This is a genomic window from Rhizobium terrae (genome assembly GCF_003425685.1).
GTDB classification, from domain to species: Bacteria; Pseudomonadota; Alphaproteobacteria; order Rhizobiales; family Rhizobiaceae; genus Neorhizobium; species Neorhizobium terrae.
The window spans coordinates 23577-46527 of the sequence record NZ_QJKM01000007.1; the positions used below are offsets into that span (position 1 = coordinate 23577).

Genomic DNA, 22951 nt, shown 5'->3' on the forward strand with positions numbered 1-22951 from the left:
GAAAACGGAGCCGGGGCGGTTTGTTTGGCGGCGGTTCTTCAAAGAGGACGCCTGCGGCAGCGCCATTTGTCCAGTTCGGTCACCAGCAGGATGGAGGCGGCGGCGAGCAGCATCGATGCCCATTCCATGAGCGAGGGCGGCGCAAGCTGTAGCGTATCCCGCAGCCAGGGAACGTACATTGCCGCGATATGCAGGGCCTGCGCCGAGAAGACGGCGAGAAGCAGCAGCGGATTGCCGAAGAAGCCGAGCGAAAGGACCGAGCGGTGTTCCGAGCGGCTGGTGAAGGTCTGCACGTTCTCGAACATGACGAAGAGCAGGAGCAGCAGGTTGCGTGCCTGGGCGACCTCGTAACCCTGTTGCAGCAGCCAGTAGAAGACGGCAAATCCGCCGCCGCCGATGACCAGCGTCGACTGGATGACGCGGCGGATCATCAGCCGATCGAAGATCGGCTCCTGTGGGCGCCGCGGCGGTCGCGCCAGTTCGTCGCCTTCGGGCTTCTCCCCGGCCAGCGCCACGTCCTGGATGCCGTTGGTGACCAGATTGAGCCAGAGGAGCTGCACCGGAAGCAGCGGCATGGGCAGGCCGAGCGGGATCGCCAGCAGGAAGAGCAGCATTTCCGCAGCACCCGTGGCCATCAGCATCAGGGTGACCTTGCGGATGTTCGAATAGGCCGTGCGGCCCTCCCGGATGCCGCTGACGATGGAGGCGAAATTGTCGTCGGTCACCACGATGTCGGCGCTCTCCTTGGCGACCTCCGTACCCTTGCGCCCCATTGCCACGCCGACATGGGCATGTTTGAGGGCCGGAGCGTCGTTGACGCCGTCGCCGGTCACCGCCACGAAATGGCCGTTGCGGGCGAGCGAAAGCACGATCGCCAGTTTTTGGGCGGGTGCGACGCGGGCATAGATGCGGGCGCGCCGCGTAAGCTTGTCGAGTTCTTCCGGACCCGCCTCTTCCGCCTCGCGAACGCCATCGCCGGTGGCGATCTGATCCGGGCGGAATTCGAGCCCGGCTTTTGCGGCGATGGCGGCGGCAGTCTTCGGATCGTCGCCCGTCACCATCGCCACTTCGACGCCGGCGGCGCGGCAATCGCGGATTGCCGCGGGTACCTCGGGCCGGATCGGATCCTGCATGCCCGCAAGGCCGAGGAAGGTGAGGTCGACGAGATGATGGTAACCGAAGGTCTCGTCCGGAGCGTTGCGGATCTCCCCTTCGGCAAAGGCGAGCACCCTGAGCCCGCGCTCCGCCATTTCCTCCTTGTGGGCGAGCATCGCATCCCGGTCGATCGCCACCGCGCGGTCGCCGGCATCCATGCGGTCGGCCATGTCGATGAGCGTCTCGGCGGAGCCTTTCACGAAGATGCGGACGCGATCGCCGCGGCGATGGAAGGAGGCGGCGTATTTGAGATCGGGCTCGTAGGGGATCCGCGCGATCAGCGGATAGTCGTTCGCGACCGTGTCCTGGGCGAGGCCGGCCTTGCGGGCGGCGGTCAGCAGCGCGATGTCCACCGTGTCGCCGATGCCTTTCCAGCCGTCGTTCCCGCGTATCAGCGAGCCTTCGTTCGGCAGCGAGGCGGCCCGAAGCAGCCGCGCTGCGCGCTCGCGCGCCTGCGCCGGGCTCATGCCCGTTCCTCGGATCTCGCAGGCATCGAGGTCCGCGTGCGCGTCGAGGGCGAGGTCCGTGCCGTCCGGAAGGCGGATATCGGTGACCGTCAGTTCGTTCAGCGTCAATGTGCCCGTCTTGTCGGTGGCGATCATCGTGCAAGAGCCGAGCGATTCGACCGCCGGCATGCGGCGCACGATGACATTTCTCCTGGCCATGCGCCGCATGCTGATCGCCAGCGCGATCGAGATGGCGATCGGCAGTCCTTCCGGAATGGCGCTCACGGCAAGCCCGACCGACATCAGGAAGAGATCGTTCCACGCGATGCCCCGGAGGAAACCGACCGCGACGAGCAGAAGCGACGCGGCGCCGACGATCCAGGCGATGACATTCGAGAAATGCGCGAGCCGGATCATCAAGGGTGGCTGCGAGATGGCCGCCTTGCCGATCTCCGACGCGATGCGGCCGATCTCCGTCGTCGGCCCGGTTGCGGTCACGATGCCTTTTCCGCGGCCACGCGTGACGAGCGCGCCGGCAAAGGCCATCGCCGCCTTGCGATCTTCCTGCGGAGCGCCGGGAATGGGCGCCGCCTTGCGCACCGGCAGGGATTCCCCGGTCAGCAGCGATTCGTCGCACAGAAGATCGGTCGTCTCGATCAGCATCATGTCGGCCGGAACCCGGCCTCCTGCCTCCAGCATGACGAGATCGTCCGGCACGAGGTATCGCGCCTCGATGTCCTGCACCCGCCCCTCGCGGATGGTCGTCGCGTGCAGCTGCTCCAGTTTGCGGAGTGCGGCGGCGGCGCGGCCCGCCGAATATTCCTGCATCGAGCCGATCACGCCGTTCAGGAGCAATACGATGCCGATGAAGGCTGCGTCTTCCGGTTCGCTGACCATCAGCGACACGGCGGCCGCAAGCAGCAGGATGTAGATGAGAGGGCTGCGGAACTGCCGCAGGAATATGAAAAGCGGCGAAGGTGCCTGCGGTTCCGGAAGCAGGTTGAGGCCATGTCGCGCCAGGCGCTCCGCAGCCTGCAGGTCCGTGAGCCCTTGCCGTTCCCCCTCGTCGCGACGATCGTCGGATGGCCGCGGGGAGGTCGTCGTCATCGAAGGTGCTCCAGGTTCTGGCCGCTCGTCGGTATTCTCCGAGCCGCATTGCAACCCCGGCAGGATCGGCCGGCGAAGAGCTTCGATCATTGACGTTCATCAATCCGCCGGCAACCGGCTTCGGAAGCAGCAGGCCGGGGCGGCGCATATGGAGATCGGCCTTTCATCTTATCAATTCGTCTAGAGGTGCGTTCCCCGGTTTCCTCATGCCCCGCGAGGCGCTAGATATTGCAGGAAAATACCGGGAGTGATCATGCGCGCAGTTCTGGGTGAGGTTGAAAGACGCCGTGCGGAAGCAAGGCTCGGCGGAGGTGAAAGGCGTATCGACGCACAGCATGCCAAGGGCAAGCTGACGGCGCGCGAACGCATCGAGGTTCTGCTCGACGAGGGCTCCTTCGAGGAGTTCGACATGTACGTCACCCATCGCGCGGTCGATTTCGGCATGGCCGAACAGAAGGTGGCCGGCGATGGCGTGGTGACCGGCTGGGGCACGATCAACGGCCGCCAGGTCTATGTCTTCTCTCAGGATTTCACGGTTCTCGGCGGCTCGCTCTCCGAAACCCATGCGCAGAAGATTTGTAAGATCATGGACATGGCGGCGCGGGTCGGTGCGCCGGTGATCGGATTGAACGATTCGGGCGGCGCGCGGATCCAGGAAGGCGTCGCCTCGCTCGCCGGCTATGCGGAAGTCTTCCGCCGCAATGCGGAAGTGTCGGGCGTCATTCCGCAGATCTCGGTGATCATGGGTCCCTGCGCCGGCGGTGCGGTCTATTCTCCGGCCATGACCGATTTCATCTTCATGGTGCGGGACAGTTCCTACATGTTCGTCACCGGCCCGGACGTGGTGAAGACGGTGACCAACGAGATCGTCACGGCGGAAGAACTCGGCGGCGCGAGGACCCATACTCAGAAGTCGTCCGTCGCCGATGCCGCCTTCGAGAACGACATCGAGGCCTTGGAGGCCGTCCGCCAGCTTTTCGATTTCCTGCCGCTGAACAACCGCGACAAGGTGCCGGTCCGGCCCTTCCACGACGATCCGGCCCGTATCGAAAACCGCCTCGACAGCCTCATCCCCGATAGCCCGGCCAAGCCCTACGATATGAAGGAACTCATTCTCGCGATTGCCGACGAGGGCGATTTCTTCGAGATCCAGGAAGCTTATGCCCGCAACATCATCACCGGTTTCATCCGGCTCGAAGGCCAGACGGTCGGCGTCGTCGCCAACCAGCCGATGGTCTTGGCCGGCTGCCTCGACATCGACAGTTCACGCAAGGCAGCGCGCTTCGTGCGTTTCTGCGACGCCTTCTCGATCCCGATCCTGACGCTTGTCGACGTTCCCGGCTTCCTCCCCGGCACCGCACAGGAATATGGCGGCGTCATCAAGCACGGCGCCAAGCTGCTCTTCGCCTATTCCGAAGCGACCGTGCCGATGGTGACGTTGATCACCCGCAAGGCCTATGGCGGCGCCTATGACGTGATGGCCTCGAAACATATCGGCGCCGATTTCAACTATGCCTGGCCGACGGCCGAGATCGCCGTGATGGGTGCCAAGGGCGCTGCCGAGATCCTTTACCGTTCCGAACTCGGAGATCCGGAAAAGATCGCCGCCCGCACCAGGGAATATGAGGAGCGCTTCGCCAATCCCTTCGTGGCGGCCGAACGCGGCTTCATCGACGAGGTGATCATGCCGCATTCGTCGCGCCGCCGCATCGCCCGCGCCTTCGCCTCCTTGCGCAACAAAAAGGTGACGTCGCATTGGAAGAAGCACGACACGATCCCGCTCTAGAGGGAGTGAGCAACGACCATGGCCAATCTTCCCGACATGACGAAACATCGCGGTTTCCCGTCCGGCATGCCCGGCACCGGGATACAGTTCACCATCCGCCGCGCCAACCCGAAAGGCGTGACGCCGATCAAGGCGCTGCCCCGCCGCGCCCGTCCGGGATCCCAGGAACATCTGGTGGATGCGGCCTTCCTGCACGCGCTCTGGCATCATTTCGGGCTCGAGCCTTTCGAACGCGGCAATCTGGATGCCGCCCGGCTGAACCTGCTCTTCGGCCGCGAGGTGGTCGCTGCGGAAAAGGATTTCGATCCGACCTCCTACGAGGCGCTGCTGGTGATCGATGAGAAGGTCGCCCGCCAGAACTTTCCGGAATCCTTCGAAGACGTGATGGAGGTCTAGGCAATGTTTGAGAAGGTCGCGGCCGCTTTTTCTCTTCCTCTCCCTATGAAGATGAGCCGGCTTTCCGATCTGGAGCGCTGGCTCCGGAAAAAGCTGGAGAGGCAAAGAGGGAGCACGGCTTTCCGACCAAATCACCGCAAGCCCAGGCTGACGCCGGAGGAGGCCCGCCGCGATCATTGGCAGATGCTGCGGTTCATGGCTTTCCATGCGCTTGCGGGCGCCCTGATCGGCGCGAGCGTGGGTGTCGCCCTCATCCTGCTCGATATCGGCGGGCTTGGTTCCCAGGTCTTGCGTGCCGCCAATCCGGTTCTTCCGGTTCTGCTTGTGATCGTTCCCTTCGCCTCGATCTTTGCCGGGGCGGCCGCCGCCTCCGCGATCCTCACCCTGCCTTATGAAAAGAAATACCGCGACGACGAAGACGATCGCGATTCGGGAAACTGATGTGATGTTCAAGAAAATCCTGGTCGCCAATCGCGGCGAAATCGCCTGCCGGGTCATCAAGACGGCGAAGAAGATGGGCATCGCGACGGTCGCGGTCTATTCCGACGCCGACCGCGAGGCGCTGCATGTACGGATGGCGGACGAGGCGGTGCATATCGGTCCTGCCCCGTCGAGCCAGTCCTATATCGTCATCGACAAGATTCTGGATGCGATCAGGCAGACCGGCGCGGATGCGGTACATCCCGGCTATGGTTTTCTCTCCGAAAACGCCGCCTTCGCGGCCGCCTTGGAAAAGGTAGGCGTCGCCTTCATCGGTCCGCCGGTCGGAGCCATCGAAGCGATGGGCGACAAGATCACCTCGAAGAAGATCGCGGCGGAAGCCGGCGTCAACACGGTGCCCGGCCACATGGGCCTGATCGAGGACGCCGACGAGGCGGTGAAGATCTCGGCCTCGATCGGTTATCCGGTCATGATCAAGGCATCGGCCGGCGGCGGCGGCAAGGGCATGCGGATTGCCTGGAACGATCGGGAAGCCCGCGAAGGTTTCCAGTCCTCCCGCAACGAGGCGAAGAACTCCTTCGGCGACGACCGGATCTTCATCGAGAAGTTCGTCGATCAGCCGCGCCATATCGAAATACAGGTGCTGGGCGACCGGCACGGCAACACGCTTTATCTCGGCGAGCGCGAATGCTCCATCCAGCGGCGCAACCAGAAGGTCATCGAGGAGGCCCCGTCCTCCTTCCTCGATGACGAGACCCGGAAGGCGATGGGCGAGCAGGCGGTCGCGCTGGCGAAGGCGGTCGGTTATGTCTCGGCCGGCACGGTCGAGTTCATCGTCGATGGCAGCCGCAACTTCTATTTCCTCGAGATGAACACCCGCCTGCAGGTGGAACATCCGGTCACCGAACTGGTCACCGGTATTGATCTCGTCGAGCAGATGATCCGTGTCGCAGCCGGGGAGGCGCTGTCGTTCGGTCAGGACGACGTGAAGCTCCATGGCTGGGCGATCGAAAGCCGGCTATACGCCGAAGACCCCTACCGCAATTTCCTGCCTTCAATCGGCCGGCTCACCCGCTATCGCCCCCCCGCCGAAGGAACGAAGGACGACGGCACCGTGGTCCGCAACGACACCGGCGTTTTCGAAGGCGGGGAGATTTCCATGTATTACGACCCGATGATCGCCAAGCTCTGCACCTGGGCGCCGGATCGGGAAAAAGCCATTGAGGCCATGGGCGCGGCGCTCGACGATTTCGAGGTGGAAGGCATCGGCCATAACCTGCCCTTCCTCTCAGCAGTGATGCAGCAGGAGCGCTTCCGCTCCGGCAAGCTCACCACCGCCTATATTGCCGAGGAATTTCCCGAAGGTTTTGCCGGTGTGCAGCCGGATAAGGCTGCCGCCCGGAAGCTCGCCGCCATTGCGGTGCTGGTCAACCAGGCGATTCAGGAACGGGCGGTGCAGATTTCCGGCACGATCGGCAACCACCGCCGCACGGTCGGGAAAGACTGGGTCGCGACGCTCGCAGGTTTCGAGGAGGCGGTTAGGCTTGAAATGTCCTCTGACGGCGCTTCCGTCGTTTTTGCCGACGGCACCCGGCTGTCCGTCGCAAGCGCCTGGCTGCCGGGGCAGAGCCACGCGGCCTTCCGCCTGGGCGGTCCGGAAAAGGCGAGCGAAGTCATGGGTGTGAAGGTGAACCTGATCGGTTCCGCCATCCGGCTGCGCTGGCGCGGCATGGATGTGACGGCCCGGGTCCGTTCGCCGCGCGTCGCCGAGCTTTCGAGGCTGATGCCGGTCAAACTGCCGCCCGATACGTCGAAATTGCTGCTCTGCCCCATGCCCGGCGTCATCACGGGGGTCGCGGTCAAGGCGGGCGATGCGGTGGAGGCGGGCCAGACGCTGGCGACGGTCGAGGCGATGAAGATGGAAAACGTGCTGAAGGCGGAGCGCAAGGGCATGGTGAAGCGCGTCGCTGCGGTGGTCGGCCAGAGCCTCGCGGTGGACGAACTGATCATGGAGTTCGAGTGAGGATCTGCCGCAGGACGCAGGCGGACGAGGGCAGGAAACGGGGACGAAGTCGGGATGTCTCGTGATATGAATCAAGGACTTGCTCGAAATTTCGGCCCTCATCGTCCCCGCGATCGTTTTGCATGCCATGCTGTGTCCGTCCCGCATCGGATACACCGGAAGGCGTTCCGGCGAGGCGGGGCCGGCGCGGGCGTTGAGGGTAGGACGCAGAACCTCATCGTCCGGGTCCGCGAAAGGATCGCGGCCATCGAGGGATCTCCTTGGCCTGGGTTTCGGCCCATGGAAATGTGCGGCGGCGGGTGAAACACCGCCGTCCTTTAAAACCCGTCGGAAACTGCGTCGACAAAGCCGCGCGGGAGCCGTCGGACGAGGCATCGGGTCGAGCCGGTGTCGTCCATTTCCAGCCGATCAGGCTGCGGGCATAAACCGCCGAACGGGGCGCTGAGAGGTGTCACCTATACTTAAAATACAAGAGGCAGCTTTCAGCGCCCCGTCCGCCACATGCTTCGTCATCCTCGGGAGAGCGAAGCGAAAACCGAGGATCGCCAAGGGCGGACTCCGTCCCGCCGAAGGAGAAACGAAACGTGAGATCAGGAAAATACTTTCTGCCGCCAACATGGCCCGGATCATTCGGCGGTCAGCCGCCGATGCCGGCCAGTCCGCGTTCGGATGGTGTGCGGGCCGCCAATGCCAGGCTGCGCCTCGAGATCAGGGCCGCGATGGCGACAGGCGAAGCACTCATCGAGGCTATCCGGATGAGCGTTGAACAATATGATCTGACAAAGGGAGAGACCGATGTCCGATAAGACCGTCAAGACCCGAAAGGCAGATTGGGAGAAACTGGCCGAGAAGGAGCTGAAAGCCTCGCCGGAAACGCTTGTCTGGCACACGGCCGAGGGTATCGACGTCAAGCCGCTTTATACGGCCGAGGATCTGGCGGGGATCGATCATCTCGATTCGCTGCCGGGCGTGAAACCCTTCGTGCGCGGCCCGCGCGCCACCATGTATGCCGGAAGGCCCTGGACCATCCGCCAATATGCCGGTTTCTCGACGGCCGAGGCGTCGAACGCCTTCTACCGCCGCAATCTCGCCGGCGGCCAGAAGGGCCTCTCGGTCGCCTTCGACCTCGCCACCCATCGCGGCTACGACAGCGACCATCCCCGTGTCGAAGGCGATGTCGGCAAGGCGGGCGTGGCGATCGACTCGGTCGAGGATATGAAGATCCTGTTCGACGGCATCCCGCTGAAGGAGATGTCGGTCTCGATGACCATGAACGGGGCGGTCATTCCGATCCTCGCCTCCTTCATCGTCGCCGGCGAAGAACAGGGCTGTTCGCGGGCGGAGCTTTCCGGGACGATCCAGAACGACATCCTCAAGGAGTTCATGGTTCGCAACACCTATATCTATCCGCCCGAACCTTCGATGCGGATCGTCGCCGACATCATCGAATACACGGCGAAGGAAATGCCGAAGTTCAATTCGATTTCGATATCCGGCTATCATATGCAGGAGGCGGGCGCGACGCTCGTCCAGGAACTCGCCTTCACGCTGGCCGACGGGCGCGAATATGTGCGCGCGGCGCTCGCCAAGGGCTTGAATGTCGACGACTTCGCCGGACGGCTTTCGTTCTTCTTCGCGATCGGCATGAATTTCTTCATGGAGGCGGCGAAGCTGCGTGCCGCCCGCCTGCTCTGGTCGCGGATCATGGAGGAATTCGAGCCGAAGAAGGCGTCGTCGCTGATGCTGCGCACCCATTGCCAGACGTCGGGCGTCTCGCTGCAGGAGCAGGATCCGTACAACAACGTCATCCGCACCGCCTACGAGGCGCTGTCGGCGGTGCTCGGCGGGACGCAGTCGCTGCACACCAATGCGCTCGACGAGGCGATGGCGCTGCCCACCGATTTTTCCGCCCGCATCGCCCGCAACACGCAGCTCATCCTGCAGCACGAGACCGGCGTGACGAAGGTCGTCGATCCGCTGGCCGGCTCCTATTACGTCGAAAGCCTCACCAACGAATTGGCGGAAAAGGCCTGGAGCCTGATCGAGGAGGTCGAGGCCATGGGCGGCATGACCAGGGCGGTTGCCGAGGGCCTGCCGAAACGGTTGATCGAGGAGGCCGCGACGCTCCGACAGGTCAAGGTCGACCGCGGCGAGGAGATCATCGTCGGCGTCAACAAATACCGGCTCGAAAACGAGGACGAACTCGAAATCCTCGCGATCGACAACACCGCCGTCCGCAACGGCCAGATCAAGCGGCTGGAGGAGGTGCGACGGCAGCGCGATCCGAAGCGGGTCGCGGCCGCCCTCGCGGTTCTGGAGGAAGCCGCTGAAACCGGCGAGGGCAACCTGCTGGAAGTGGCGATCGAAGCCGCCCGCGCCCGTGCCACCGTCGGCGAGATATCCGACGCGATGCGCCAGGCCTTCGGGGGTCATTCGGCGGTGCCGGAGGTGGTCGGCGATATCTATGGCCCTGCTTATGAGGACGATCCGGAATACAGGACGATCGTCAGCCGCTTATCCGGTTATGCCGAGAAATCCGGCAGGCCGAAGATCATGGTGGCCAAGCTCGGCCAGGACGGGCACGACCGTGGCGCCAAGGTGATCGCGTCCGCCTTCGGCGATATCGGCTTCGACGTTCTGGCCGGCCCGCTCTTCCAGACGCCGGACGAGGCGGCCGACCTTGCGATCAAGGAAAGGGTCCAAGTGGTCGGCATATCCTCGCTCGCCGCCGGCCACAGGACGCTCGCCCCGCAGCTCGTCGAGGCGTTGAAGGCGAAGGGAGCCGGCAATATCGTCGTCGTGGTGGGCGGCGTCATTCCGCGGCAGGACTACGATTACCTGATGGAAAACGGCGTGGCGGCCGTGTTCGGCCCCGGCACCAATGTGCTGGACGCCGCCAACTCCATCATCGACATCCTCGAAGGCAAGCGAAGGAATATCTAGAGGACGTCCGGCGGCGTGTGTCTTCCGCCGCCGCCGGCAAATGCCTCAAAGGTCACAGGCAAATCACGACACCCTCAGAACCGCACGCGCGCTGTCGGCATCGGTGATCAGGACGTTGACGAGGCCGCTTCGGACGACCGCCTGGAGAATCCTGTGCTTGTGGGCGCCGCCGGAAGCGACGATGCGGCAGCCGATCTTTCGGAAATCCTCCATCTCCGGCGACAGGACCTGCCGGTTCAGCGGATGGTCTATCTCCTTGCCGGAAAGATCGAGATAGCGGCCCATCAGGTCGCCGACGGCGCCTGCCTTCTGAAGGATCTGCTCGTTCATGCCATGCGGCAGGCCGTAGCGTACCTGCAGCGACTGCTGCGACACGTCGCCGACGCTCAAATAAGCGACATCCACCTCGCAGATTTGCCGGAACGTGTGCTGGAATACCGCCTGGGAGATGATCGCATCCCGCGATTCGGGGCTTTCCGCATAGATCGGTGCCGCAAAATACCGGCATTGGGCGTTCAGCACCTGCGCGAAGCCGCGGACGATCTCGAACGTATTGATCTCCGAGCCATGCGTCAGCCCGCCCATCATCGAGCGCACCTTGATCTGGGGTTCGTTGAGCGAGGGCATGTGCTGGATCGTCTCGCGCAGCGTCGAGCCCCAGCCGACGCCGATCGAAGCCGGTTTCTGTGTCTGGATCATCCGCCCGAGAAAGCCGGCGGCGCCGCGGCCCATCACCGAATGAAGCAGGGCCGGATCGTTCGGGCTCGGGACCACGACCGCATCCAGGAGGCCGAACCGGTCGCGCAGCTTCGCTTCCAGCTCGACGCTTTCGGCAAGTGGGGACTCGAAGCTGACCCTCACCACGCCCGTTTCCAGCGCTTCAGACAGGATTTCGTTCACCCGCCGCCGGGTGATGTTCATCCGCTCGGCGATCTGCTGCTGCGTCAGGCCTTCCACGTGATAGAGCCACGCCGCCCGCACCATCAATTCACGATGTTCCATTTTTCAGCCACCCGATATCATTTGTCACACTGACGTAACATATGTAACTTAACCCCGTCATGTCATGGCTAACCCAGACCGATGGAGATAGCCAGAACCGAAACAGGGCGGGTCATCTCACGACCCGGTTACCAAGGGATCGAAACATGGCTTCGACATATGTGAAATCGATAACCGGCCTTCTCGCCGCAGGCGCGCTGTTCTTCGGCGCGACGGGTGCTTCGGCCGCCGAACGCGTCAAGATCGAATGGTGGTACGCGATTTCCGGCAAGCTCGGCGAGACCGTCCAGCAGCTCATCGCCGACTTCAACAAGTCGCAGGACAAGTACGAGGTCGTCGGCACGTTCAAGGGCAATTACGAGGAGACGATGGCGGCCATGGTCGCCGCCTACCGCGTCAACCAGCAGCCGGCCATCCTTCAGTCCGCCGAGCGCGGTTTCATGACCATGCTGAATTCCGGCGCGATCATTCCGGTCGACCAGCTGATGGCGAAACAGGGCTACAAGGTCGATTGGAACGATTTCATCAAGCCCGTCGCCGGTTTCTACATCGTCAATGGCAAGCCGGCGGCACTGCCCTTCAACTCCTCGACGCCGATCCTCTGGTACAATGCCGACGCCTTCAAGGCCGCAGGTTTCGACGCGCCGTCGAACACCTGGCAGGGCCTCGAAAAGCAGCTCTACGCGCTGAAGGAAAAGAAGGTCACCGATTGCCCGATGGCGCTCGCCGGCGACTTCCAGTGGAGCCTGATCGAAAACTATTCGGCGATCAACAACTATCCCTTCGGCACGAAAGCCAACGGTTACGCCGGCCTCGACACGGAATTCGTCTACAACAAGACGGGCGTCGTCGGTCAGGTCGCGCGGCTGAAGAAATGGGTCGATGACGGCGTGCTGAAGATCGCCGGTCAGGGCGTGGCGCCGATCAGCCTCTACACATCCGGCACCTGCGCCACCATCATCAATTCTACGGCCAGCCATTCGGCGGTGGAGGCGGATGCCAAGTTCAAGTGGAGTGCAGCCGTCATGCCGCATGAGGAAGGCGTCCAGCCGAAGAACGGCACGATCGGCGGTGCGTCGCTCTGGGCCGTCAAGGGCAAGTCGGAAGAGGTGCAGGCCGGCGTCGCGGCCTTCTTCAACTACGTCGCCCAGCCGGCCGTGCAGGAATGGTGGAGCAAGTCGACCGGCTACGTTCCGGTGACCAACGCCGCCTATGTCAAGATGAAGCAGGAAGGTTATTTCAAGGATCATCCCACCCGCGAAATCGCCATCGAACAGCTGTCGCGCGGCGAACCGACCGACAATTCCCGCGGCTTCCGCTTCGGCAACCACAACCAGTCGACCGCCATCCTGATCGAGGAAATGCAGGCCGTCTGGACCGGCAGGAAGACCCCGCAGGAGGCGCTCGACTCATCCGTCAAGCGCGGCAATGAGATCCTGCGCCAGTACGAGAAGCTCCATGCCGGCAAGTGATGCCATGAGATTGAGCGGGGGCGCGGCGACGCGCCTCCGTTTCCCGTTGCGGCGGAGCCTGGGCCTGGCTCTCGGGTCGTCGGAGGTGGGGCTCAAGGCCGCCCACTTCCGGCGGCCCTGGCTGGCGGCCGGGCTTCTTGCGCCGCAGCTGCTGATCCTGCTCTTCTTTTTCTTTATCCCGACCTACAAGGCGCTCTCGCTTGCCTTCGTGCAGGTGGATCCTTTCGGCGGCACGTCGATCTTCGTCGGCCTGGACAATTTCACCACACTGTTTTCGAGCCCGGAATACCGCGACAGCGCCATCCTGACGCTCTGGTTCACGCTGGTGCAGTGCGTCGTCACTCTGTTCATCGCCGCCCTGCTGGCTTTCGCCACAGACGTCGTCATCCGCGGCCGGGCGATCTACAAGGGCGTTATCCTGCTGCCTTACGCCATCGCGCCGGCGATCTCGGGCGTGCTCTGGGCTTTCCTCTTCAACCCGACCGTCGGACCGCTCGCCCATATGCTGCACGACCTGGGTTATGCCTGGGACCCGAACCGCCGGCCGTTCGATGCGCTGCTCCTGGTCTCCGTCGCGGCGATCTGGAAACATGTCTGCTACGATTACATCTTCCTCGTCGCGGCATTTCTTGCCGTGCCGGCCTCGGTCATCGAGGCTGCGGCGATCGACGGCGCCCGGCCGGTCCGGCGATTCCTGACCGTCACCCTGCCGATGGCCGCGCCGACCGTCTTTTTCCTGGTCGTCATGAACTTCGTCTACGGCCTGTTCGAGACTTTCGGCATTATCGACACGATCACCCATGGCGGTCCGGCCGGCAGCACCAACACGCTGGTCTACAAGGTCTACCAGGACGGTTTCCGGCTGCTCGATCTCGGCTCGTCCGCTGCCCAGTCCGTGGTGCTGATGGCGATCGCGGTGCTCTTCACCGTCCTGCAGTTCCGCGCAGTCGAGCGCAAAGTGAATTATCAGGTGTGATGATGGTCGAACGGCATGTCTGGCTTTCCGTCTTCTGCCATGTGGTTCTGCTGGTCGGCGCCGCCGCGGTCTGCATGCCGCTCTATTTCGCCTTCGTCGCTGGTTCGCTGACGGTTGAAGACGTGCAGCAGGTGCCGTTCCCGCTCCTGCCGCGCGATCATTTCGTGCAAAATATCGTCACCGCGTGGAACGAGGGGGATTTCGGCCAGCTCTACATCAACTCGATCATCGTTACGGTGGGCATCGTGGTCGGCAAGCTGGTCGTGTCCATCATCGCCGGCTTTGCGGTCACCTATTTCCGCTTCCCCTTCCGCATGACGGCCTTCTGGCTGATCTTCATCTCGCTGATGCTGCCGGTCGAGGTGCGCATCATTCCGACTTATGAGGCCGTGGCCGATGCCGGCGGTCCGCTCCGCTCCTTCTTCGAAGCGATCGGCCTGACGGGCTTGCTTGCGAACACCACCGGTTATCGGCTGGACGCCGCGCTGCAATGGAACATGGTCAATACTTACAGCGGGCTGATCCTGCCGCTGATCGCTTCGGCCTCAGCGACCTTCCTGTTCCGCCAGTTCTTCCTGACGATCCCGGACGAGCTCTGCGAAGCCGCCAAGCTCGATGGTGCCGGTCCGATGAAATTCTTCTGGGACGTGCTGCTGCCGCTGTCGCGGGCGAATATCGCCGCCCTCTCGATCATCCTCTTCCTCTATGGCTGGAATCAGTATCTCTGGCCGCTGCTCTTCACCACCGAGAAGGGCATGTATACCGCGATGATCGGGCTCAAGGACCTGATTCCGGTGGCCGACGCCCGGCCGGCATGGAACATCGCCATGGCCGCCGCCTTCTTCGTCATGGCGCCGCCTGCAATCGTCATTCTCCTGATGCAACGCTGGTTCACCAAGGGCCTGGTGGATTCCAGCAAATAAGAGGTATTTCCAATGACCAACCCGATCATCGTCGGCCATCGCGGCGCCCGCAATCTCTGGGCCGAGAACAGTCTTGCAGGTTTTCGCAACCTTCTCGGCCTGAAGGTGGAGGCCGTCGAATTCGACGTGCATCTGAGCAGCGCCGGCGAGCTTCTCGTCATCCATGACGCCACGCTTGACCGCACGACGGAGCGCACCGGCCGGATCAGCGATCTTTCCGCCGGCGAATATCGTTCCGTCATCCTCAAAGGCACGGACGAGCGCATCCCGACCTTGGAGGAGGTACTGGAGATCTACGCGCCGACCGGCCTCGAACTGCATGTGGAGCTGAAGGCCGATGCCGACTCCAGGCCCTATGAAGGCCTGGAAGCCAGGGCAGCGGCCATGCTGGACCGTTTCGGCCTTGCCGGCCGCTCCTTCCTCACGAGCTTCAACGGCGATGTGCTGAAGACGGTCGGCGAAGTGGCGCCGCATATCCGCCGGCTCTCTTCGCTGAACCTCAAATCGGTCCAGCCGAAGGGTCTGCGGCAATCGGTCGAAACCATGTTGCGGGTCTCCGACGTGCTTGCCGTCGAAAAGGCGCTGCTCTTTGATGAATGGGAACTGCTGTCGGCGCTGATTCCCGCCGAAAAGCTCGGTGTCTGGGTACCGAACGAGGCCGATGATCTCTCCGTCTGGCTGAAGCGGCCGCTCCGCCAGATCACCACCGACCGGCCGGACCTGGCGGTGAAGGCCCGCGAAGGACTGTTCGATGCCGCGCATTGACCGGCGAAGTTTTCTGACGAGCGGGCTTGCGGCGGCAGCCATCTGGCGGCCGCTCGGTTCCGCACGCGCGGAAAATTTCAGGACCGATCCATTCTCGCTTGGCGTCGGTTCGGGTTCACCGAAGGCGGACAGCGTCGTGCTCTGGACCCGGCTGATCCTCGATGATGCATCGGCGGCAACCTCGGCCGATCCCTTCGCGCCGGTACCGAAACAGGTGGCCGGCCCGATCGATGTGGAATGGATGGTCGCGGAGGATGAGGCTTTTTCGAAGCCTGTCCGGTCGGGGCTTTATCGGGCGGTGCCGGAATTCGCCCATTCGCTGCATGTGGAGGTGAAGGGCCTGCAGCCCGGCCGCTGGTATTTCTACCGCTTCCGCTCCGGCAATGCGCAAAGCCCCATCGGCCGCACCCGCACCGCGCCGGAAGGAGTCGACGGTTTCCGGTTTGCCTTCGCCTCATGCCAGCAATACGAACAGGGTTTTTACAGCGCCTATGGGGATATGGCGAAGAAGGATCTCGATCTCGTCGTTCATCTGGGGGATTATATCTACGAACGGACTTACGGCGCCGGCCTGGTTCGCAGGCACGGCGCAGGCGTGCCCTCCATGCTCTACGAGTTCCGGGATCGCTACGCGCTCTACAAGTCCGATCCCGAGCTTCAGGCGGCGCACGCAGCATTTCCCTGGCTCGCAGCCTGGGACGACCACGAAGTCACCAACAATTACGCGACCGACCGCGCGCCGGATGCCCCGAACCCCGCGGAGTTCCTTGCCCGTCGCCGCGCCGCCTATCAGGCCTGGTTCGAGCACATGCCGGTTCATCCGGACCTCGCCGCCGGCTTCGATGCGTTGCGGATCTTTGGTCACCATCGCTTCGGCAGCCTGCTCGGTTTGACGCTGTTGGATACGCGGCAATACCGTTCGCCGCAGCTCGAAACCTCGGCTTCGGACGACCGGCCGGAGCGGACCATGCTCGGCCCGGCGCAGGAGGAATGGCTGGCCAGGACACTCGGCGCGTCGCAGGCGAAATGGAATATCATCGCCCAGCAGACGCTGCTTTCCGAGCGCGACACCAGAGCCGGACCGGCGACGGGTTACAATCTCGACGGCTGGGACGGTTATCGCGCCGCCCGGTCCCGCCTGCTGGATGCCGTGCAGATTTCGAAAGCCGCCAATCCGATTGTCATCGGCGGCGACCTGCATGCCTTCTATGCCGCGGATGTAAAGCGCGACTTTTCCGATGAAAAGGCCGCTCCGATCGCCACCGAATTCGTCGGTGGTTCGATCACCTCGGATTCTCCGTCGGAAGCAAGCCTTGCGGCCGCGCTCGCGGAGAACCCGCATCTCAGGTTTGCTTCGGACAAGCATGGTTATGCGATCATGCGCCTGAACGACCGGTCGGCCGAGGTGGATTTCATCGGCGTCGCCGACCGCAAGCAGCGGAATTCGCCTGCCTCCGTCTTCCAGAGTTTCGCCGTCTCCGACGGCATTGCCGGCGTCAACCGGTTGTGACGCCTCATTGACATTGGATTCCCATGCAGATTGACCTCCTGATTTTCGATTGCGACGGCGTGCTGATCAACAGCGAGCCGATTGCCAGCCGCACGCTCGCCAAGGCGCTGCAGGATGCAGGGGCCACGGTGACGGCGGAGGAGGTCCTGGTCCGCTTCACCGGCAATTCGGAAAGCGCCATCCGCCGCATCTGTACGGAGGAATACGGGGTCGAGGACCTCGACTCCGTCTTTTCCGCCTGGCACGAGGACATTTTTCCGGAATTCGCCCGTTCGCTGGAGCCGATGCCGGGCATTGAAAAACTGGTGCGATCACTGCCGCAGAGGAAATGCGTGGCTTCCAACAGCACCACCGAACGGCTTTCGAAAAGCCTCGGCCTGCTTTCCCTCTGGCACGACTTCGCGCCGTTCGTCTTCAGCGCCGATCGGGTCGCGCGGCCGAAGCCGGCGCCCGATCTCTTCCATTTCTGCACTGAAACCTTCTCCGCCGATCCTGCAGATTGCGTGGTGATCGATGACAGCGCCCATGGTATCACAGGCGCCAGGGCCGCAGGAATGCGGGCGATCGGCTTCGTCGATCCCGCAGATCCGCGGCCCGGACGTGCCCGGATACTTGAAGAAGCAGGTGCGGTTCTGGTGGCGACCGGTGCCCGGGAGTTGGGGGAAGCGCTCGCAAGCCTTCAGGCAGCACAGGTCGCGGAAGCCTGATCCTTCCCGCATGTGCTTATAGTGCGTGCTATAAATCTCGGATAAAAGTGAAAGGTGTCATTCGCCTGTAAAAAACGGGACATAAGAAACGCTCAGCAATGTTGCACGGCTGTGCAACAGGAGGAATTGATGGAGCGGAACGGATTCTTGTCATTATCCGGTGTCGCCAGCCGTTATGGCTCGACGCAGGTTTTGACCGATATCGATCTTTCGATCGCCAAAGGCGAGTTCGTCGCCCTGCTCGGCTCGTCCGGCTGCGGCAAGACCACGCTTTTGCGTGTGCTCGCCGGTTTTATCAGCCCGTCGGCAGGTGAGGTGCGGGTGCGCCATCGCGACGTGACCCACCTGCCGCCGGACAAACGCGGCATGGCGCTCGTCTTTCAGTCCTATGCGCTCTGGCCGCACATGACCGTCGCGCAGAACATCGGTTACGGGCTGAAGCTGAAAGGTGTTCCCCGTGCCGAGATCGCCGCCCGCGTCGCCGCCATGCAGTCCCTGCTCGGGCTGGATGGGTTGGAGGCGCGCAAGCCGGCGGCGCTTTCCGGCGGCCAGCGCCAGCGCGTCGCGCTTGGCCGGGCGCTCGCCATCGATCCGGAAATCCTGCTGCTCGACGAGCCGTTGTCCAACCTCGATGCCCGCATCCGCCTGAGCGTCCGGCACGAACTGCGCGCGCTGCAGAAGCGGCTCGGCATCACCGCGATCCACGTCACTCATGACCGTGAAGAGGCCATGGTGATGGCCGATCGCATCGTCATCCTCGACAAGGGCCGCATCGCCCAGGCCGGCACGCCGGAAGATGTCTACAATCGTCCGGCCTCCGCTTTCGTGGCAGCCTTCATGGGCGCGGAAAACGTGCTTTCGCTCGCCGGAACGCCATCGGGGGACGAGTTCGCGATCGAGGCCGGCCCGGTCAACGCGGCGGGCAGCGTGCCACTTGCAGGCCGTCCGCTTGCTGCGGGGACCGTGGAAGCCCGCTTCCGGCCCGAAGCGACCAGGTTGTTTTCCACCGACGAGGTCGCCTTGATCGGCTCCGGAATCACGTTCCGTGGCGAGGTCGCTGCCGTCAGCTATCCCGGCGGCCATTGGCGCCATGTCGTGCGGCTCGGCGAGACGGAGATCATGGCCGATGCGGAACGCGCCTTCGAACCGGGCAGCCGCGTCGGCGTCCATGTGCCGGCGGACGCGCTTTTCCTTTTCAACTCGTCGGCCCCTCAGCCGGCATCCTCCATTTCCCGGGCGACCTCCGGGAAAGTTCACGCCTGACCTTTTGAAATTCGACTTTTCAACTCACGGAGAACACCCATGAAGAGAATGTCTTACGCGGCTTTCGCTGCCGTTTTTGCTGTCCTTCCGGCCCATGCCGCGGAGCTGACGGTTGCAACCGCCGGCGACCAGAACATGGTCGACTACATCAATCAGTATCTCGGCCCGCTGTTCGAAAAGACCTATCCGGGCAACACGGTCCGCGCCGTCGGCACCGGTCCCGGCGACGCCGGCTCGCAGAAGATCCTCGAGCGTTTCGATGCACAGGCTGCCGCCAAGTCTGAAAAGTGGGACGTCGACGTCGCCGTCGTCCACGAGAAGTTCGTTGGCCCGATGGTTACCAAGAACTATCTCGACAAGTACCGCGGCGATATCGAAACCGGCAAGCTCGTCACCCGTAACAATGCCAAGATGGCTCTCGGCACCAATGTCGAAGGTTACGTCATGCCGATGTTCAACAGCCAGACTGCGATCGCCTACAACCCGGCGCTCGTCCCGAACCCGCCGAAGTCCTATAGCGAACTCGCTGCCTGGGCCAAGGCTCATCCCAAGCAGTTCGGCTACAACGGCATCAAGGGCGGCGCTTCGGGCGTCTCCTTCGTCATGGGCTGGATCTACGCCTTCGGTGGCGGCGATGCCAACACGCTGATGAACGGCCCGTTCAAGGAAGAGGAAACCAAGAAGTGGGATGCGGCCTTCAAGAGCCTCGCCGACTTCACCACCAACGCCACGCTGACCCCCGGCAATGCCGGTACGCTCGATCTCCTGTCGCGCGGCGAAATCGCCATGGGCCCCGTCTGGGTCGACATGTTCTATTCCTGGCAGGCCAACGGCCAGCTGCCGCCGACCATGAAGCTCGTCCTGCCGGCCCCGGGCATGCCGGGCCAGCCGATGCACTATGTCGTTCCGGAAAAGGCCGCCCAGAAGGACCTGGCGGAGAAGTTCATCGCTCTCGCCACCAGCCCCAAGGTTCAGGCCGAAGGCATCGTCAAGCGCTTCAACTGGTATCCGGGCATCGACGCCGACAAGGTGAAGGCCGAACTCGACGATGCCACCTGGAACAAGCTCTTCGTCGACATCTCCCCGGCCGACCTCGCCGCCAAGGGCAAGCCTTTCCCGATCGCGCCTTACAACAACGCGATCCTGGAAGCTTACGAGAAGTCTGTGAAGTAAGCTCGATACTCCCCTTCTCCCCATCGGGGAGAAGGTGGCCCGAAGGGCCGGATGAGGGGGTGTGCGGCGGACAGGCCCCCTCATCTGTCCTATCGGACATCTTCTCCCCGATGGGGAGAAGAAACTCCAGCGCCAGCCGCCGCCTCAAGTTCGAACGAACCCATGTCCAGACGACTCCTCGGCCTCGCCCTTGTCTTTCCCGCACTCGCAGTGATCGCCTCCCTCTTCATCCTGCCGCTGATCATGTCGGCGGTCGGCGCCTTCCAGGTGGAAGGGGCTTTCGGCTGGGGCAATTTCATCAAGACCTTCGATCTCTATACGAAGGACATCTTGTTCACCGTCGTCATCATCGTGCTCTCGACCGTGCTGATCGGTATCGCTTCGATCGCCATCGGCGGTTACCTGACGCTCGGCGAACATCCGGTGGCCGTCGCCATCCTTCGCTGGCTTTACCGCTGGCCGATGTTCATACCCTTCATCGTCGTCGGCCAGATCCTGCGCACTTTCCTCGCCAAGAACGGCATGATGAACAATACATTCGTCAGTCTCGGCCTGATGACGCCTCTGGATGCCCAGAGCTTTCTCGACTGGCGCGGCATCGTCATCGCCTTCGTATGGAAGCAGACGCCCTTCGTGGCGCTGCTCGTCGCCGGCGCCATGGCCTCGATCAACCGCGACACGATCGAGGCGGCCCGCAATCTCGGGGCTTCCAAGCTCCGCGTCCTGCTGGAGATCGTCGTGCCGCAGGTGGCCGTCACCCTGACGGTCGGTCTCATCCTCTCCTTCGTCACCATGATGTCGGTGCTGTCGGTGCCGCTGATGATCAACGCCCAGTCGCCGACCATGCTGACCGCCGACATCGCCTTCCGGGTCAATTCCTACGGCGATTATGGCGTCGCCAACGCACTCGGCCTGATCTCGCTGGTGCTTGCCTCCTCCGTCGCGTGGATCTATCTCCGCATCAGCCTCAAGGAGCGCGCATGACCGGGCCTCGCAATCCTCTGGCCGCTCTCTGGTGGGTGCCACGCGGCATCATCTTCGGGCTGATGGCCTTTTTCATCTTCGGCCCGCTGTTCAACATGCTGCTCTGGACGGTCGCGGAGAAGTGGTATTTTCCCTACAGTTTTCCGCTGGAATACGGCTTCAGTTCCTGGGCGAAGGTGTTCGCTCCACGTGGCGGCGCCGTCGAATCCCTCGTCAACTCGCTGATCGTCGCGCTGCTGACGGTCGTTGTGTCGCTGGCCCTGGCGATCCCGGCGGGTTATGCGCTGGCGCGGCTGAAACTGCCGCTCCGCAGTGTCATCCTGCTCGCCTTCCTCATTCCGCAGGCGTTTCCGAACCTCACCGTCTACGTCAACATCGCCCGCATCTTTTACGAGATCGGCCTCAACGGGACGATCCCCGGCGTGGTTCTGGTGCACGTCTCGCATGGGCTGGTCTATGCGGTCTGGATCGCCACCGCCGCCTTTTCGGCGATCGACGTGGAGCTCGAACAGGCGGCGCGCAATATCGGCGCGGGGCCACTGCGCACCTTCCGGGACGTGACCCTGCCGCTCGCAGCCCCCGGCCTGATGGCGAGCGCCATCTTCGTTTTCCTGGAATCGCTGGACGAGTTCACCGGCAGCTATTTCGTCGGCGCGCCCGACGTGAACATGCTGCCGCTGCTGCTTTATACCGCCGGTGCCGGCGGCAATTATCAGATCGCATCGATCACTGCCCTCTTGCTCCTCGTACCATCCTTGGTCTTCATGTTGATGGTGGAGCGATTCCTGAAGGCGGACGTCCTTTCGCGCGTGGGGCATTGAGGGAGAGCATGAAGGACGAAAAGAGAATGCGCTTCGTCAGCGCCGAACAGGTCGCCCGGCTCGCCGGCGTTTCCCGCTCGGCCGTCTCGCGGACCTTCACGCCGGGCGCCAGCGTTGCGCCTGCAACGCGCGAAAAGGTCCTGAAGGCGGCTGAAGAACTGGGTTATCACGTCAACGACCTTGCCCGCGGCGTGCTCGCCAACCAGAGCAGGCTGGTCGGCATCGTCGCCACCAAGCCGGAACTGGGCTTTCGCGCCCATCTGACCGCGGCACTCGCCAAGGCGCTGATCCGGCGCGGCAGCATCCCGATCCTCATCAATACCGGCCAGACGGAAGACGAGCTGCTCGCGGCACAGAAGATGCTGATCGGCCACCGCGCCGAGGCGACGATCATCCTCTCCGGCTCGCCGCCGGCCAGCTTCTTCGAGCTTGCGCAGCGCAACGGCCAGCCGCTGGTGGTGATCGGCCGTTCGGAACCGGATGCCGACCATGTCCGCGCCGGCAATTCCGAGGCTTCGCGCAATGCGGCCAACGCCTTCTTCGCCGCCGGTCGCCGCCGGTTGGCCGCCGTCGGTTCGCAATCCGGCACGCCGAGCATCGCGGAGCGCGAAAGTGCCTTCCTCTCGGCGGCTCGTGCGCTTGGCGCCGAGGCAATGGCGGCCAGAGGGCCGGATTCCGATTATGACGGCGGCATCGCCGCCGCCCGCGAACTGTTCCTGGCCGGCGAAAGGCCGGATGCGGTCTTCTGCGCCAACGACCAGATCGCCTTCGGCGTGATGGATTTCGTCCGCGCCGAACTCGGCCTGCGCGTTCCGGAAGACGTGGCGGTGATCGGCTTCGACGACGTGCCGGAAGCGGCCTGGCTGAGCTACGATCTCACCACCTTCCGCCAGGATCCGGCGATCATGGCGGCAAGCGCCGTCGAGCTTCTGGAACGGCGGCTGGAAAACCCGGACGCGGCGCCGGGTTACGAGCGGGTCATTCCCGAACTGGTCGTGCGGAAGAGCTTTGTGCCGGCCTGAGATCGGCTCATTTTGAGAGGTAGATGCGCCTTCTGA

At 63.3% G+C, this 22951-nt stretch carries 18 protein-coding genes; 16 read left to right on the top strand and 2 right to left on the bottom strand.

Features of this window, described 5'->3' with window-relative positions; genetic code table 11:
* Nucleotides 1-38: 38 nt before the first annotated feature.
* Nucleotides 39-2708, bottom strand: coding sequence for a cation-translocating P-type ATPase (locus DMO26_RS14065; RefSeq protein ID WP_117192790.1), 2670 nt, complete (start codon nucleotides 2706-2708; stop codon nucleotides 39-41).
* 253 nt (nucleotides 2709-2961) lie between these two features.
* Here DMO26_RS14065 and DMO26_RS14070 point away from each other — a divergent pair, with 253 nt between their 5' ends.
* The 5 genes from DMO26_RS14070 (at nucleotide 2962) to scpA (ending at nucleotide 10297) form a co-directional block, all read left to right on the top strand.
* Nucleotides 2962-4494, top strand: a complete 1533-nt coding sequence (locus tag DMO26_RS14070) for an acyl-CoA carboxylase subunit beta (RefSeq protein WP_117193092.1) — start codon at nucleotides 2962-2964, stop codon at nucleotides 4492-4494.
* Nucleotides 4495-4512: 18 nt separating this feature from the next.
* A complete protein-coding gene (locus tag DMO26_RS14075) occupies nucleotides 4513-4890 on the top strand; it encodes a hypothetical protein (protein WP_117192791.1) in 378 nt (125 codons plus the stop codon).
* Nucleotides 4891-4893: 3 nt separating this feature from the next.
* Nucleotides 4894-5331 (top strand): hypothetical protein, encoded by a 438-nt coding sequence (locus DMO26_RS14080; RefSeq protein WP_226951298.1) that lies wholly within the window; start codon nucleotides 4894-4896, stop codon nucleotides 5329-5331.
* A 4-nt stretch (nucleotides 5332-5335) separates the two neighbouring features.
* On the top strand, nucleotides 5336-7354 hold the full coding sequence (locus DMO26_RS14085; RefSeq protein WP_117192792.1) for an acetyl-CoA carboxylase biotin carboxylase subunit: 2019 nt from the start codon (nucleotides 5336-5338) through the stop codon (nucleotides 7352-7354).
* Between the two features lie 795 nt (nucleotides 7355-8149).
* Entirely contained in the window at nucleotides 8150-10297 is a 2148-nt protein-coding gene (gene scpA / locus DMO26_RS14090; protein WP_117192793.1) for a methylmalonyl-CoA mutase, read from the top strand.
* Between the two features lie 63 nt (nucleotides 10298-10360).
* Here scpA and DMO26_RS14095 read toward each other — a convergent pair whose 3' ends face one another.
* Nucleotides 10361-11299, bottom strand: a complete 939-nt coding sequence (locus DMO26_RS14095) for a sugar-binding transcriptional regulator (protein WP_117192794.1) — start codon at nucleotides 11297-11299, stop codon at nucleotides 10361-10363.
* Nucleotides 11300-11445: 146 nt separating this feature from the next.
* Here DMO26_RS14095 and DMO26_RS14100 point away from each other — a divergent pair, with 146 nt between their 5' ends.
* The 11 genes from DMO26_RS14100 (at nucleotide 11446) to DMO26_RS14150 (ending at nucleotide 22915) form a co-directional block, all read left to right on the top strand.
* Complete coding sequence (locus DMO26_RS14100) at nucleotides 11446-12771, top strand: extracellular solute-binding protein (RefSeq protein ID WP_205421217.1); 1326 nt, start codon at nucleotides 11446-11448, stop codon at nucleotides 12769-12771.
* Complete coding sequence (locus DMO26_RS14105; RefSeq protein WP_117192795.1) at nucleotides 12758-13747, top strand: ABC transporter permease; 990 nt, start codon at nucleotides 12758-12760, stop codon at nucleotides 13745-13747. Before DMO26_RS14100 ends, DMO26_RS14105 begins: the two co-directional genes overlap by 14 nt.
* Nucleotides 13748-13749: 2 nt before the next feature.
* Nucleotides 13750-14670, top strand: coding sequence for an ABC transporter permease subunit (locus DMO26_RS14110; protein WP_117193095.1), 921 nt, complete (start codon nucleotides 13750-13752; stop codon nucleotides 14668-14670).
* Nucleotides 14671-14682: 12 nt separating this feature from the next.
* A complete protein-coding gene (locus tag DMO26_RS14115; RefSeq protein WP_117192796.1) occupies nucleotides 14683-15435 on the top strand; it encodes a glycerophosphodiester phosphodiesterase family protein in 753 nt (250 codons plus the stop codon).
* A complete protein-coding gene (locus tag DMO26_RS14120; protein ID WP_117192797.1) occupies nucleotides 15422-16945 on the top strand; it encodes an alkaline phosphatase D family protein in 1524 nt (507 codons plus the stop codon). The genes DMO26_RS14115 and DMO26_RS14120 overlap by 14 nt, the downstream gene beginning before the upstream one ends.
* 23 nt (nucleotides 16946-16968) lie before the next feature.
* Nucleotides 16969-17652, top strand: a complete 684-nt coding sequence (locus DMO26_RS14125) for an HAD family hydrolase (protein WP_117192798.1) — start codon at nucleotides 16969-16971, stop codon at nucleotides 17650-17652.
* 129 nt (nucleotides 17653-17781) lie between these two features.
* Entirely contained in the window at nucleotides 17782-18915 is a 1134-nt protein-coding gene (locus DMO26_RS14130) for an ABC transporter ATP-binding protein (RefSeq protein WP_117192799.1), read from the top strand.
* Nucleotides 18916-18954: 39 nt separating this feature from the next.
* Nucleotides 18955-20088 carry an ABC transporter substrate-binding protein gene (locus DMO26_RS14135; RefSeq protein ID WP_117192800.1) on the top strand — a complete coding sequence of 378 codons (1134 nt, stop codon included), beginning with the start codon at nucleotides 18955-18957 and terminating at the stop codon, nucleotides 20086-20088.
* Nucleotides 20089-20250: 162 nt separating this feature from the next.
* Nucleotides 20251-21072, top strand: coding sequence for an ABC transporter permease (locus tag DMO26_RS14140; protein WP_117192801.1), 822 nt, complete (start codon nucleotides 20251-20253; stop codon nucleotides 21070-21072).
* Entirely contained in the window at nucleotides 21069-21893 is an 825-nt protein-coding gene (locus DMO26_RS14145) for an ABC transporter permease (protein ID WP_117192802.1), read from the top strand. Before DMO26_RS14140 ends, DMO26_RS14145 begins: the two co-directional genes overlap by 4 nt.
* Nucleotides 21894-21901: 8 nt before the next feature.
* Nucleotides 21902-22915, top strand: coding sequence for a LacI family DNA-binding transcriptional regulator (locus DMO26_RS14150; protein ID WP_117192803.1), 1014 nt, complete (start codon nucleotides 21902-21904; stop codon nucleotides 22913-22915).
* The last annotated feature ends 36 nt before the right edge of the window (nucleotides 22916-22951 follow it).